The organism is Nocardioides sp. Z21_20 (assembly GCF_059766585.1).
On the sequence record NZ_JCBAJX010000002.1, the window covers coordinates 50,671 to 63,918 of the forward strand.

16 protein-coding genes and 3 tRNA genes are annotated in these 13,248 nt (G+C 70.6%); 16 read left to right on the top strand and 3 right to left on the bottom strand.

From position 1 onward, the window contains the following. Positions 1–11: 11 nt before the first annotated feature. The 7 genes from AC6EH9_RS03820 to AC6EH9_RS03850 all read left to right on the top strand — a co-directional run bounded on the left by AC6EH9_RS03820 (position 12) and on the right by AC6EH9_RS03850 (position 3,950). Complete coding sequence (locus AC6EH9_RS03820) at positions 12–1,472, top strand: amidase (protein ID WP_498420729.1); 1,461 nt, start codon at positions 12–14, stop codon at positions 1,470–1,472. 82 nt (positions 1,473–1,554) lie between these two features. Continuing rightward, positions 1,555–1,627: transfer RNA gene (locus AC6EH9_RS03825), tRNA-Thr, on the top strand. Positions 1,628–1,682: 55 nt separating this feature from the next. Continuing rightward, positions 1,683–1,756 (top strand) — tRNA-Met (locus tag AC6EH9_RS03830). A gap of 49 nt (positions 1,757–1,805) precedes the next feature. Continuing rightward, positions 1,806–1,976 (top strand): 50S ribosomal protein L33, encoded by a 171-nt coding sequence (gene rpmG / locus AC6EH9_RS03835; protein ID WP_137294372.1) that lies wholly within the window; start codon positions 1,806–1,808, stop codon positions 1,974–1,976. A gap of 108 nt (positions 1,977–2,084) precedes the next feature. Then, the gene (locus AC6EH9_RS03840) at positions 2,085–2,522 is read left to right on the top strand and encodes an FAS1-like dehydratase domain-containing protein (protein WP_498420731.1); all 438 of its coding nucleotides are present in this window, start codon (positions 2,085–2,087) and stop codon (positions 2,520–2,522) included. Next, positions 2,519–2,911 carry a MaoC/PaaZ C-terminal domain-containing protein gene (locus tag AC6EH9_RS03845; protein ID WP_498420733.1) on the top strand — a complete coding sequence of 131 codons (393 nt, stop codon included), beginning with the start codon at positions 2,519–2,521 and terminating at the stop codon, positions 2,909–2,911. Before AC6EH9_RS03840 ends, AC6EH9_RS03845 begins: the two co-directional genes overlap by 4 nt. Beyond that, positions 2,904–3,950 (top strand): UDP-N-acetylmuramate dehydrogenase, encoded by a 1,047-nt coding sequence (locus AC6EH9_RS03850; RefSeq protein ID WP_498420735.1) that lies wholly within the window; start codon positions 2,904–2,906, stop codon positions 3,948–3,950. Before AC6EH9_RS03845 ends, AC6EH9_RS03850 begins: the two co-directional genes overlap by 8 nt. Before the next feature lie 28 nt (positions 3,951–3,978). Here AC6EH9_RS03850 and AC6EH9_RS03855 read toward each other — a convergent pair whose 3' ends face one another. The 3 genes from AC6EH9_RS03855 to AC6EH9_RS03865 are packed head-to-tail and all read right to left on the bottom strand — an operon-like array spanning position 3,979 to position 6,902. Continuing rightward, the gene (locus AC6EH9_RS03855) at positions 3,979–4,551 is read right to left on the bottom strand and encodes a DUF4190 domain-containing protein (RefSeq protein WP_498420737.1); all 573 of its coding nucleotides are present in this window, start codon (positions 4,549–4,551) and stop codon (positions 3,979–3,981) included. Between the two features lie 27 nt (positions 4,552–4,578). After that, on the bottom strand, positions 4,579–5,616 hold the full coding sequence (locus AC6EH9_RS03860) for an adenosine deaminase (protein ID WP_498420739.1): 1,038 nt from the start codon (positions 5,614–5,616) through the stop codon (positions 4,579–4,581). A 35-nt stretch (positions 5,617–5,651) separates the two neighbouring features. Next, complete coding sequence (locus AC6EH9_RS03865) at positions 5,652–6,902, bottom strand: pyridoxal phosphate-dependent aminotransferase (RefSeq protein WP_498420741.1); 1,251 nt, start codon at positions 6,900–6,902, stop codon at positions 5,652–5,654. 173 nt (positions 6,903–7,075) lie between these two features. Between AC6EH9_RS03865 and AC6EH9_RS03870 the strand changes: the two genes are divergently transcribed. From AC6EH9_RS03870 to AC6EH9_RS03910, 9 genes are all read left to right on the top strand, one after another. Beyond that, positions 7,076–7,148 (top strand) — tRNA-Trp (locus tag AC6EH9_RS03870). 41 nt (positions 7,149–7,189) lie between these two features. Beyond that, positions 7,190–7,450, top strand: coding sequence for a preprotein translocase subunit SecE (gene secE, locus AC6EH9_RS03875; RefSeq protein WP_498420743.1), 261 nt, complete (start codon positions 7,190–7,192; stop codon positions 7,448–7,450). A 94-nt stretch (positions 7,451–7,544) separates the two neighbouring features. Beyond that, positions 7,545–8,375: a transcription termination/antitermination protein NusG gene (gene nusG, locus AC6EH9_RS03880; protein ID WP_498420745.1), complete on the top strand. Its 831-nt coding sequence runs from the start codon at positions 7,545–7,547 to the stop codon at positions 8,373–8,375. Between the two features lie 135 nt (positions 8,376–8,510). Then, the gene (gene rplK / locus AC6EH9_RS03885; protein WP_498420747.1) at positions 8,511–8,942 is read left to right on the top strand and encodes a 50S ribosomal protein L11; all 432 of its coding nucleotides are present in this window, start codon (positions 8,511–8,513) and stop codon (positions 8,940–8,942) included. Positions 8,943–9,043: 101 nt separating this feature from the next. Beyond that, on the top strand, positions 9,044–9,763 hold the full coding sequence (rplA, locus tag AC6EH9_RS03890) for a 50S ribosomal protein L1 (protein ID WP_498420749.1): 720 nt from the start codon (positions 9,044–9,046) through the stop codon (positions 9,761–9,763). A 306-nt stretch (positions 9,764–10,069) separates the two neighbouring features. Further along, entirely contained in the window at positions 10,070–10,696 is a 627-nt protein-coding gene (rplJ, locus tag AC6EH9_RS03895) for a 50S ribosomal protein L10 (protein ID WP_498420751.1), read from the top strand. A gap of 81 nt (positions 10,697–10,777) precedes the next feature. Then, positions 10,778–11,164, top strand: coding sequence for a 50S ribosomal protein L7/L12 (gene rplL, locus AC6EH9_RS03900; RefSeq protein ID WP_498420753.1), 387 nt, complete (start codon positions 10,778–10,780; stop codon positions 11,162–11,164). A 330-nt stretch (positions 11,165–11,494) separates the two neighbouring features. Then, positions 11,495–12,451 carry an ABC transporter ATP-binding protein gene (locus AC6EH9_RS03905; RefSeq protein ID WP_498420756.1) on the top strand — a complete coding sequence of 319 codons (957 nt, stop codon included), beginning with the start codon at positions 11,495–11,497 and terminating at the stop codon, positions 12,449–12,451. 15 nt (positions 12,452–12,466) lie between these two features. Next, the gene (locus AC6EH9_RS03910) at positions 12,467–13,243 is read left to right on the top strand and encodes an MlaE family ABC transporter permease (RefSeq protein WP_498421681.1); all 777 of its coding nucleotides are present in this window, start codon (positions 12,467–12,469) and stop codon (positions 13,241–13,243) included. The last annotated feature ends 5 nt before the right edge of the window (positions 13,244–13,248 follow it).

Sequence of the window (13,248 nt, forward strand, 5' to 3'; positions counted from 1 at the left end):
AGCGTGCCGACATGTCCCACTCCCGCCGCGTCCACGCCTTCACCGACGACGCCCTCGGCGAGCTCGACGCGGTCGGTGTCGCCGACGCGCTGCGCGCGCGCCAGGTCTCACCGCGTGAGGTCGTCGACGCCGCCATCGCCCGCGCCCGCCGCATCGAGCCCGAGCTCAATGCGCTCGCCTTCACCGACTTCGAGCGCGCCCGGGCCCGGGCGGCCCTGGGGTTGGCCGAGAACGCCCCCTTCCTCACCGGGGTGCCGAGCTTCGTCAAGGACAACGTCGACGTGGCCGGGATGCCCTCGCTGCACGGCACCGACGCCTTCGTGGGCACGCCGCGGCGCCGCGACGGCGACCTCGCGCGGATGTGGCGCGGCACCGGCCTGAGCGTGCTGGGCAAGACCCAGCTCAGCGAGTTCGGGTTCAGCGCCGCCGCCGAGCACCCCCGGCTCGGTGCCGTGCGCAACCCCTGGGACACCGACCGTACGGCGGGAGCGTCGTCGGCGGGCTCCGCGGCGATGGTGGCCGCGGGCGTCGTCCCGATCGCCCACGCCAACGACGGCGGCGGCTCGATCCGCATCCCCGCCTCCGCCACCGGGCTGGTCGGGCTCAAGCCGACCCGGGGGCGGCTGGCCCAGGACGCGATGATGCGCCAGATGCCGATCCGGATCGTCTCCGACGGTGCGCTGACCCGCTCGGTGCGCGACACCGCGACGTTCCTGCGCGAGGCCGAGCTGGTCTATCGGGCGCTGGAGCTGCCGCCGATCGGGGACGTGACCCGGCCCGGGCGCCAGCGGCTGCGCGTCGCGGTCGCCGTACACGCCCCGAACCGGCCGGCGAGCCCGGAGGTGGAGCGGCTCACCCGAGCCACCGCCGAGCTCCTCGCGGGCCTGGGGCACCACGTCGAGGAGGTGCAGCTGCCGATCGCGGACGGGTTCGCCGCCGACTTCGTCCGGTACTGGGCGCTGCTGGCCACCGCCAGCATGCGCACCGGTCGGCTGTCCTACGGGCGCACCTGGGACCGCAGCCGGCTCGACGAGCTGACCCTGGGACTGGACCGGCACAGCCTGCGCAGCCTGCACCGGCTGCCGGGCACCCTGCGCCGGCTGCGCGCGGCCCAGGCCCGCAGCGAGGAGCTCTACCGCCACCACGACGTGCTGCTGACCCCGACGGTCGCCCACGAGACGCCGCTGGTCGGGCACTTCGCGCCCGCCCAGGGCTACGACGAGCTGATCGAGCTGCTGCAGGACTGGGTCGCCTTCACCCCGGTGCAGAACGTCACCGGGGAGCCGGCCGTCTCCCTGCCGCTGGCGCACACCGCGCAGGGCCTGCCGCAGGGGATGATGTTCGCGGCCGGAGCCGGCCGCGAGGCGCTGCTGCTGGGACTGGCCTACGAGCTCGAGCAGGCCCACCCGTGGCCGCTGCTGTGCGCCCCCGACGAGCTCGCGCCGACGCGGTCTGCCGAGGGTGCGAAGTAGCGCCGACCCGGCGCGGCAGGGGGATGTGGGGGACCCGATTTCTCTTTCTCGGGGAGGGCTGTGTAGCCTTCCTTCGTCGCTGGCCCCTTTAGCTCAGTCGGCAGAGCGTCTCCATGGTAAGGAGAAGGTCTACGGTTCGATTCCGTAAAGGGGCTCTGGGTTGGGGTTTCGTCGGCCGGTATTCTGGTCGGCGAAGCACCTCGTCCCGGTGGCGGGGTAGCTCAGGTGGTTAGAGCACACGACTCATAATCGTGGTGTCGCGGGTTCAAGTCCCGCTCCCGCTACTACTCAGACCTGACGCACACAGCATCACCAATCATCGAAGGACATCCCGTGGCCAGCAAGAGCTCTGACGTTCGCCCGAAGATCACGCTCGCGTGCGTCGAATGCAAGGAGCGCAACTACATCACCAAGAAGAACCGGCGCAACGACCCCGACCGGCTCGAGCTGGCGAAGTTCTGCCCCCGCTGCCGCAAGCACACCGCTCACCGCGAGACCCGCTGAGCGCAGCGCACACGCCTCACGAGGGCGGCCTCCCGTCACGGGAGGCCGCCCTCGTTGCGTTCGTGGCCCCCGGCGAGCCCGGCGGGCGCACCCGTTAGTTTGGACGCCATGCCAGTCGATGCCTCCTTGCTCGGGCGGACCTACCCGCCGACCAGGCCCTACGCCGTCTCCGAGGAGAAGGTCCGCGAGTTCGTCGCCGCGACCGGCGACACCTACGACGGCGGGCCCGCCCCGGCCACCTTCCCGATCGTGCTGGCCTTCGAGGCGATGAACGCCTTCCTCGCCAGCGAGCAGATCGACCTCTCGCGCATCGTGCACGGCGAGCAGCGCTTCGCCTACCGCCGCCCGGTGCTGCCCGGGGACGTGCTGAGCACCAGCCTGACGATCGCGTCCCTGCGCCAGATCGGGGGCAACGACATCATCGGCACCCGCAGCGACATCACCGACGCCGCCGGCGAGGTCGTCTGCTCCACCTCCGCCACCCTGGTCCACCGGGGCGCGCCGGAGCACGAGACGACCGAGCAGAGCGAGGAGGCGCGCGGATGAACGTCGGAGACGCCCTCGAGCCGCAGCGCTACGTCGTACGCCGCGCGGACCTGGTCCGCTACGCCGGCGCCAGCGGAGACTTCAACCCGATCCACTGGTCCGACCGGGTGGCGAGCGCGGTCGGCCTGCCCGGGGTGATCGCGCACGGCATGTACACGATGGCGCTGACCGCGCGCGCGGTGCGCACCTGGACCGACGGCGCCGAGGTCGTCGAGCTCGGCTGCAAGTTCTCCAAGCCGGTGATCGTCCCCGACGACGACGAGGGCGTCGAGATCGTGGTCGCGGGCACGGTCAAGGCCAGTGCGGACGGGCTCACCACGCTCGCCCTCGAGGTGACCAGCGGCGCCCAGAAGGTCCTCGCGATGCCCAAGGCCGTCGTCCGTGCCTGAGCTCCCCGACCAGCTGCTGAGCGCACACACCACCCTGCGCCTGGGCGGCCCGGCCGGCCGCTTCGTCCAGGCCGAGACCGAGGACGAGCTGCTCGACGCGATCCGGGAGGCCGACGGCGCCGGGACCCCGCTGCTGCTGCTCTCCGGAGGCAGCAACCTCGTGGTCGCCGACGACGGGTTCGCCGGCACGGTCGTGCACGTGGCGACCCGCGGCGTGCTGCCCGACGTCGAGGACGGCGTCTCGTGCGGCGGTGTCGTGGTCCGGGTCGCGGCGGGCGAGGACTGGGACCGGTTCGTCGCGCGCGCGGTGGCCTCGGGCTGGGTCGGTGTGGAGGCGCTCTCCGGCATCCCCGGCGCGGTCGGTGCCACCCCGGTGCAGAACGTCGGCGCCTACGGCCAGGAGGTCGCCGACACGATCGCCTCGGTGCGGACCTGGGACCGCGTCGAGCAGCGCGTGCGGACCTTCGCCGCCGGCGACTGCGGCTTCGGCTACCGCAGCAGCCGCTTCAAGGCCGAGCCCGGCCGCTACGTCGTGCTCGAGGTGTCCTTCCAGCTGCGCCAGGGCGACCTCGGCGCGCCCGTGGCCTACGCCGAGCTGGCCCGCCGCCTCGGCGTCGAGCAGGGCGCTCGCGCGCCGTTGAGCCAGGTGCGCGAGACCGTGCTCGCGCTGCGCGCCGGCAAGGGGATGGTGCTCGACCCCGGCGACCACGACACCTGGAGCGCCGGCTCGTTCTTCACCAACCCGCTGCTCAGCGCCGAGGAGTCCGCGGCACTGCCCGCCGAGGCGCCGCGCTGGCCGCAGCCCGACGGCCGGGTGAAGACCAGCGCGGCCTGGCTGATCGAGCGCGCCGGCTTCACCAAGGGCTACGGCGCGGGCCGGGTGAGTCTGTCCACCAAGCACACGCTGGCCCTGACCAACCGTGGCGGTGCGGCCACCGAGGAGCTGCTTGCGCTCGCCCGTGAGGTCCGCGACGGCGTGCAGCGCGCGTTCGGGGTGCGCCTGGTCAACGAGCCGGTGCTGGTCGGCTGCGCGCTGTGAGCCCACGCGCGCAGCCGACGGCCCGAGGTCAGTAGCCGGCGGCGTTGGTGCTGGTGTCCACGCTGAGGCCGATGACGAGAGCCACGATCAGCAGCAGGACCATGAGCACCAGCAGCACGGTGCCGACGATGCCCAGGATCATCCCGACCTTGGCCTGGTCACGCCCGCCGAGCTGGCCGCCACTGGCGTCGATCGAGCGGACGGTGCGCGCACCCAGCACCCAGGCCACCGGGCTGGCCAGGATCGGCAGGCCGCAGAACAGCCCACCGACCAGACCGACGATCCCCAGCACCATCGCGAGGGTGGCGTTGGGGGCGTTGGGGGCCGGGGCGCCGTAGCCGTAACCCGGCGCCTGCCCGTAGCCGGGCTGGCCGTAGCCCGGCGCCTGCCCGTAGCCGGGCTGCCCGTAACCCGGCGCCTGCCCGTAGCCGGGCTGGTCGTAACCGGGGGCCTGTCCGTAGCCGGGCTGGTCGTAACCGGGGGCCTGTCCGTAGCCGGGGTGGCCGTAGCCCGGCTGGTCCCCGGACTGCGGCTGGGAGGGCTGGTCGCCGCCCTTGCGCAGGTAGTCGTCGGGAAGTCGGTTCGGGTCCTCGTCGCTCATGGCTCCATCCTCTCAGGCGCCCTCACCTCAGTGGCTGGACCACTCGGTCGGGGCCGGCTCGGCCAGCCAGGCGTCGATGTCGCGCAGCGCGGCGTCGCGCAGGTCGGTGGGGGCACGCGAGGCGCGCAGCGACATCCGCGCCAGCTCCGCGAGCGTGGCGTCGTCGAGGTCGTGTGCGGCGCGCATCGTGGCGTACTGCGCGGCCAGGCGCGAGCCGAACAGCAGCGGGTCGTCGGCTCCGAGCGCCACGGTCGCGCCGGCGTCCAGGAGCTGGGGGAGGGGGACCGAGGTGAGGTCGGAGTAGACGCCCAGCGCCACGTTCGAGACCGGGCAGACCTCCAGCGCGATCCCGGCGTCGACCACCCGCGCCAGCAGGTCCGGGTGCTCGACGCTGCGCACGCCGTGGCCGAGCCGGCCCGGGTGCAGGTGGTCCAGGCAGGTGCGCACGTGCTCGGGCCCGCGCAGCTCCCCGCCGTGCGGCACGAGCAGCAGCCCGGCGCGCTCGGCGATCGCGAAGGCCGGCGCGAACTCCGCGGTGCTGCCGCGGCGCTCGTCGTTGGACAGCCCGAACCCGACGACGCCGCGGTCGACGTACTGCGCGGCGAGGCGGGCCAGGGTGCGCGCGTCCAGCGGGTGGCGGGTGCGGTTCGCGGCGATCACCACCGCGATGCCCAGGCCGGTCTCCGCCGACGCGACCCGCGTCGCGTCCAGGACGAGGTCGGTGAACGCGGTGATCCCGCCGAAGCGTGCGCCGTAGCCGCTGGGGTCCACCTGGATCTCCAGCCAGCGCCCACCGTCGCGCACGTCGTCCTCGGCGGCCTCGAGCACCAGGCGCCGTACGTCGTCCTCGGTGCGCAGGACCGAGCGCGCCACGTCGTAGAGCCGCTGGAAGCGGAACCAGCCCTTCTCGTCGGCGGCCGAGAGCTGCGGCGGCCAGTCCTCGACCAGCGAGTCGGGCAGCACGATGCCGTCACGCGCGGCGAGCTCCTGCAGCGTCCGGTGGCGCATCGACCCCGTGAAGTGCAGGTGCAGGTGCGCCTTCGGCAGCAGGCGCAGGTCCCGCACCGCCCCCGCCTGCCCGGACACCGCAGCGTCCGTGCTCAGCCGAAGAGCCTCTGCAGGCGGCTGACGCCCTCGACGAGGTCGTCGTCACCCAGGGCGTAGGACAGTCGCAGGTAGCCCGGCGAGCCGAACGCCTCGCCGGGGACCACGGCCACCTCGGCGCGCTCGAGGATCAGCTCCGCCAGCTCGGCGGAGGTGTGGGCCACCGGGCCGTCCGGCCCGCCGATCGGCTTGCCCAGCAGGCCCTTCACCGACGGGTAGGCGTAGAAGGCGCCGTAGGGCATCGGGCAGAGCACCCCGGGGATTTCGTTGAGCATCGAGACGATCAGCCGGCGCCGGCGGTCGAAGGCGACCTTCATCTCGTCGACCGCGGCGAGGTCTCCCGAGACCGCCGCGAGCGCGGCGCGCTGGGCGACGTTCGAGACGTTCGACGTCGCGTGCGACTGCAGGTTGGTGGCGGCCTTGACGATGTCGGTGGGGCCGATCACCCAGCCGACCCGCCAGCCGGTCATGGCGTAGGTCTTGGCCACGCCGTTGACCACGACGCAGCGGTCGGCCAGACCCGGGCAGAGCACAGGGAGGGAGCCGGTCTCCACGCCGTCGTAGACCAGGTGCTCGTAGATCTCGTCGGTGAGCACCCACAGCCCGTGATCCTGGGCCCAGGCGCCGATCGCGCGGATCTCGTCGGCGGTGTAGACCGCGCCGGTGGGGTTGGACGGGGACACGAAAAGCAGCACCTTGGTCTGCTCGGTCAGCGCGCCCTCGAGCTGGGAGACGGTGACCTTGTAGTCCTGGGTCTCGTCGGCGAGGACCTCGACGGGTACGCCGCCGGCCAGCTTGATCGACTCCGGGTAGGTCGTCCAGTAGGGCGCCGGGACGATGACCTCGTCGCCCGGGTCGATCATCGCGGCGAAGGCCTCGTAGATCGCCTGCTTGCCGCCGTTGGTGACCAGTACCTGGCTCGGCTCGACCGACCAGCCGCTGTCGCGCAGCGTCTTCTCGGCGATGGCCTGCTTCAGCTCGGGGAGCCCGCCTGCGGGGGTGTAGCGGTGGTTCGCGGGCTGGCTGCACGCCTCGATCGCGGCCTGCACGATGTAGTCGGGGGTGGGGAAGTCCGGCTCGCCGGCGCCGAAGCCGATGACCGAGTGACCCTGCGCCTTGAGCGCCTTGGCCTTGGCGTCGACCTTGAGCGTCGCGGACTCGGCGATGGAGCCGACCCGCAGCGACACGCGCCGCTCACGCGGGCGGACGGGGCGAGGGGACGAGCTGTCGGGCGTCGTAGCGGTCATAGGGCCATCGTAGGCGCGGCCGGCCGACGACCTCGTGCCCGTTCCACGTCCAGCCCACCGGGGCGCGTTTGGACGCGGCATCGGTTCTCCCCGTACACTTCCCCGATGTGGTTCTCCACCTGCTGAGGCGTGCCCTCGGCGCCCGGTCAGACCGGGTGGTGGGAAGCGACTGAAGGGCACTAGCTCAACTGGCAGAGCATCGGTCTCCAAAACCGAAGGTTGGGGGTTCAAGTCCCTCGTGCCCTGCAAGGACAACTGGTCGATCGACGACGACAAGGTGGAAGAACGTGTCGGACAGCAGCGCGGTTCGCAACCAGCGCGGCAGTACGCCCGGCGATGAGGGCGGCAAGCGCACCAGCCCCCTCACGTTCTACCGCCAGGTCGTCGCCGAGCTTCGCAAGGTCGTCTGGCCGACACGGCCCCAGCTGGTCACGTACTTCATCGTGGTGCTGGTGTTCGTGCTGGTGATGATCGCGATCGTCTCGCTGCTCGACCTCGGGTTCGGAAAACTCGCCTTCGAGGTCTTCGGCGGCAGCGGCACCCAGTGACCGCCGGCCGGCGATCACGAGTCGCTCGGCCCTCAGTCCTGACCGTCCGGCACAAGCCGGGCGCGTAACGCACATCGAAGTGACGGAGCATCACGTGTCGGAGCAGTACGAGCCGGTCGAGGCCGAGGAGACGCAGGCCGTCGCCGGCGACTCCCTCGAGGAGACCGCCGCGTCCGCAGAGGACGCCGTCGAGGACGCCACCGAGCCCGTTGAGGCCGAGTCCGCGTCCCCCGAAGAGGACGACGACGCCGAGGACGACGACGCCGCCAGCGACGAGACCGAGGGCGACGAGACCGAGGGCGACGACCCGCTCGAGGACTTCCGCCGCGAGCTCTGGGCCAAGCCCGGTGACTGGTTCGTCATCCACACCTACTCCGGCATGGAGAACAGGGTGAAGGCGAACCTCGAGAACCGCATCATCTCGTTGAACATGGAGGACTACATCCACGAGATCGTGGTCCCCACCGAGGAGGTCGCGGAGATCAAGAACGGCCAGCGCAAGCTGGTCCGCCGCACCGTGCTCCCCGGCTACGTCCTGGTCCGGATGGACCTGACCGACGAGTCCTGGGCGGCCGTGCGCCACACCCCCTCGGTCACCGGCTTCGTCGGCCACAGCCACCAGCCGGTGCCGCTGAGCATGACCGAGGTCGAGAACATGCTGGCCCCGGCCATCGTCGCCAAGGCGGCGGCCGACGCGCAGGCGTCCGGCCAGCCGGCCCCCGCGGGCGCTCCGGCCAAGAAGCAGATCGAGGTCGCCGACTTCGACGTCACCGACTCGGTGATGGTCGTCGACGGGCCGTTCGCGACGCTGCACGCCACGATCACCGAGATCAACGCGGAGTCCCAGAGGGTCAAGGCCCTCGTCGAGATCTTCGGCCGGGAGACCCCGGTCGAGCTGAGCTTCAGCCAGATCCAGAAGGTCTAGCTCAGCACGGTGGCCGGGGAGGTCGGCTGACGCCCTCCCCGCCATCACGCAACAACCAGGTGGCAGAGCCCCACCGGTCCGCACCGGCACCGGGCTCGTCGAGACCACGACGCACAAGCAAAAGGACCCGAAGTCATGCCTCCCAAGAAGAAGAAGATCGCTGCCCTGGTCAAGGTGCAGCTCCAGGCCGGGGCGGCTACTCCTGCTCCGCCGGTCGGTACCGCTCTCGGTCCGCACGGCGTGAACATCATGGAGTTCTGCAAGGCGTACAACGCGCAGACCGAGTCGATGCGCGGCAACGTCATCCCGGTCGAGATCACGGTCTACGAGGACCGCTCGTTCACCTTCGTCACCAAGACCCCGCCGGCCTCCGAGCTGATCAAGAAGGCTGCCGGCCTGCAGAAGGGCTCGGGCGTCCCGCACAAGGAGAAGGTCGGCAAGCTGACCAAGGACCAGGTGCGCGAGATCGCCACGACGAAGCTCCCCGACCTCAACGCCAACGACGTCGAGGCCGCCATGAAGATCGTCGAGGGCACCGCCCGCTCGATGGGCGTCACGACCGACTGATCTGAGTCCGGGGCCTCGCGCCCCTGACCGCCAGCACACTGAATCTGTGGCAGGGCCGCGCTGGCCCACCAGACCACGACTGGAAGAGAAGAGAACCAGACATGCAGCGCAGCAAGACCTACCGCGCGGCGGCGGAGCAGTTCGACCAGGACGAGCTCTACGCCCCGCTGACGGCGATCAAGATCGCCAAGAGCGCCAGCAAGAAGAAGTTCGACGAGACCCTGGACGTGGTGATGCGTCTCGGCGTCGACCCCCGCAAGGCCGACCAGATGGTCCGCGGCACCGTCAACCTCCCGCACGGCACCGGCAAGACCGCTCGGGTCCTGGTCTTCGCCAACGCCGAGAAGGCTGACGCCGCCCGTGAGGCCGGCGCCGACGTCGTCGGTGGCGACGAGCTCATCGAGAAGGTGGCCGGCGGCTGGCTCGACTTCGACGCCGTCGTCGCGACCCCCGACATGATGGGCAAGGTCGGTCGCCTCGGTCGCGTGCTCGGCCCCCGTGGCCTGATGCCGAACCCGAAGACCGGCACCGTCACCCCCGACGTGGCCAAGGCCGTCTCGGACATCAAGGGCGGCAAGATCGAGTTCCGTGTGGACCGTCACGCGAACCTGCACTTCATCATCGGCAAGGCCTCGTTCTCCGAGGAGCAGCTGGTGGAGAACTACGCCGCCGCCCTCGAGGAGGTGCTGCGGCTCAAGCCCAACAGCTCCAAGGGCCGCTACATCAAGAAGGTGACCGTCTCGACGACCATGGGCCCCGGCATCCAGGTCGACCCGAACCGCACCAAGAACGTCACCGTGGAGGACGAGGGTCAGGCCTGAGCCGACCCTCGCCGTACCCCGGCAGCCACCGGCCCGTCGTCCTCGGACGACGGGCCGGTGTCGTCTTCGGCGGCGATTTGGTCCGGGCGCCGGATGCGCCTACAGTTCACGACTGAAGCCAGAGACCGCCGGTTGTCGCCCCCCTGGGGTGACCGAAGGTTCGCAGACGCGGATGCCAGCGCAGGTGACACAGAGCAAGAGTTCCGCCTCGTGCGGCCTCCCACGCCCCGTGCGCCTCGCGCCGGGGCGTTCGTCGTCTCCGCGCCAGGACCGGCATCTCGACAAGAGAAGTCCGGAAGGAGACCCATGGCGCGGCCAGAGAAGACAGCAGCCGTGGCGGAGATCGTTGAGTCCTTCAACGGTGCCGCTGGCGCTGTGCTGACCGAGTACCGCGGTCTCACCGTGAAGCAGCTGCAGGACCTGCGGCGCTCCCTCGGCGAGAACGCCAACTACGCCGTGGTCAAGAACACGCTGGCCAAGATCGCCGCCACCGAGGTGGGGATCGACGGCTTTGAGGACCTGCTGACCGGCCCGACCGCCATCGCCTTCATCAGCGGTGACGTCGTCGAGGCGGCCAAGGGTCTGCGTGACTTTGCCAAGGCCAACCCCGCCCTTGTCATCAAGGGTGGCGTGCTCGACGGCAAGCCCCTCGACGCCTCGGAGATCGCCAAGCTGGCGGACCTCGAGTCGCGCGAGGTGCTCCTGGGCAAGATGGCGGGCGCGATGCTCGCCTCGCTGAGCCAGGCCGTCTACCTCCTCAACGCCCCGCTCGCTCAGGCTGCCCGGCTCGCCGGCGCCCTGCAGGCGAAGGCGGAGGAGGACCCCTCGATCCTCGCAGGTGGTGCCGGCGTGCCGGCCGCTGCCGAGGAAGCCCCGGCCTCGGCCGAGGGCGCCCCGGAGGCCGACGAGGCCGCCGAAGCCGCCGACGCCTGATCCAAGGCTGACGCACACACCACCTGAAACCCCGGTCCGCCCGCGAAGCGGCGCGGACCACGAATGGAAGGAACCGCCACCATGGCGAAGCTCACCACCGACGAGCTGCTCGACGCGTTCAAGGAAATGACCCTCATCGAGCTCTCCGAGTTCGTGAAGCAGTTCGAGGACACCTTCGGCGTGACCGCTGCCGCTCCGGTCGCCGTCGCCGCTGCCCCCGCCGCCGGCGGTGGCGCTGCCGAGGCCGCTGCCGAGCAGGACGAGTTCGACGTCGTCCTCGAGTCGGCCGGCGAAAAGAAGATCAACGTCATCAAGGAGGTGCGCGCCCTCACCTCGCTCGGCCTCAAGGAGGCCAAGGAGCTGGTGGAGTCCGCCCCCAAGGCGATCCTGGAGAAGGTTGCCAAGGACGCCGCGGAGAAGGCCAAGGAGGCCCTCGAGGGCGCCGGGGCCACCGTCACCCTCAAGTGATCCCCGGCGCGGACACTCTCCGCGCCTGATCGCTGCACGACCCGCAAGGAGGCATCGCCTCCTCGCCGCCCAGGGCGGCCACCGATATCGGTGGCCGCCCTTTGTCGTTTGTCCACGACCAGGATGCGGCTCTTGTCACAGTAGGTGTACCTATGAGTAACATTCCGTGTCCGGTTTGGACGGATCGTCGGCGGGGGAGTGTCGAGGGCCGATCCGGCGTAACCTCCCGCATCGCTCGCCGTTGAGTGTGGCAGCGATCACGTCGGGGGGCCGGGTCGAACAACACGAGGGTGGTCGAGGCGTGCCACGACCCAAGAGGGAGAGTGCCAGATGGGCGTCGAGATCCAGGTCGATGGTCTGACCAAGTCGTTCGGCAAGCAGCTCATCTGGGGCGACGTGACCCTGACCATCCCCGCGGGCGAGATCTGCGTGATGCTCGGCCCCTCCGGCACCGGCAAGTCGGTCTTCCTGAAGACCCTGATCGGGCTGCTCAAGCCCGACAAGGGCTCGATCATGATCGAGGGCACCGACATCGCCTCCTGCTCGGAGAAGGAGCTCTACGAGATCCGCAAGCTCTTCGGGGTGCTCTTCCAGGACGGCGCGATGTTCGGTTCGATGACCCTCTACGACAACGTCGCCTTCCCGCTGCGCGAGCACACCAAGAAGTCGGAGTCGGAGATCCGTCAGATCGTGATGGAGAAGATGGACCTCGTCGGCCTGGTCGGCACCGAGGACAAGCTCCCCGGCGAGATCTCCGGCGGTATGCGCAAGCGCGCGGGCATCGCGCGCGGGCTGGTCCTGGACCCCGAGATCATCCTCTTCGACGAGCCCGACTCCGGTCTCGACCCGGTGCGCACGGCCTTCCTCAACCAGCTCATCGTCGACCTGAACGCGCAGATCGACGCGACGTTCCTGATCGTCACCCACGACGTCAACACCGCGCGCACCGTGCCCGACAACATCGGTCTGCTCTACCACAAGCACCTGGCCATGTTCGGTCCCCGGGAGATGCTGCTCAGCTCCGAGGAGCCGGTGGTGCGCCAGTTCCTGAACGCCCAGCGGGTCGGCCCGATCGGCATGTCCGAGGAGAAGGACGCCGACGAGCTGGCCGCCGAGGAGGACCAGGAGCTGCCCCCGCTGCCGCCGATCCCGCTGCAGCAGGAGCCCTCGAACGGCGTCCCGCGGCGCAGCCAGCGCGCGCCGGGGGAGTGGTGCCGCCTCAACGGCGTGACGCCGCCGCCTGGGTCGTTCCAGGACCAGTACGCCGGCATCGTCACGGGGGCCTGATCCTCGGTGGCAGGCATCACCGCATCGCGAGCACTGGCTCCGATCGGGACCGCTGGAAAGCTCTTCGCGTTCGGTCTCGACGTCGGCCGCGGACTGTTCCGCCGGCCGTTCCAGTTCCGCGAGTTCATCCAGCAGGCCTGGTTCGTCGCCTCGGTCACGATCATCCCCACCGCGCTGGTGGCCATCCCCTTCGGCGCGGTCATCGCGCTGCAGGTCGGCGGCCTGGTCAAGCAGCTCGGCGCACAGTCCTTCACCGGCTCGGCCGCGGTGCTGGCCGTCGTGCGTGAGGCGGGACCGATCGCCACGTCGTTGCTGATCGCGGGCGCCGGCGGGTCGGCCATCGCGGCCGACCTGGGCGCGCGGAAGATCCGCGAGGAGCTCGACGCGATGATGGTGCTGGGCATCGACCCCATCCAGCGCCTGGTGGTTCCCCGGGTCCTGGCCTGCATGCTGGTCGCCGTCTTCCTCAACGGCCTGGTCAGCGTGGTGGGGGTGAGCGGCGGCTACGTCTTCAACGTCATCCTCCAAGAGGGCACACCAGGGGCCTATTTAGCGAGCTTCACCGCGTTGGCACAGCTACCGGACCTCTGGCAGGGGATGGCCAAGGCCCTGATCTTCGGCCTGATCGCCGCGATCGTCGCCTGCTACAAGGGCATGAACGCCGGCGGTGGCCCCAAGGGCGTCGGGGACGCGGTGAACGAGTCCGTGGTGATCACCTTCATGTTGCTGTTCATCGTCAACTTCGTGATGAGCGCGATCTACCTGCAGCTCGTCCCACCGAAGACAGGCTGACGCCC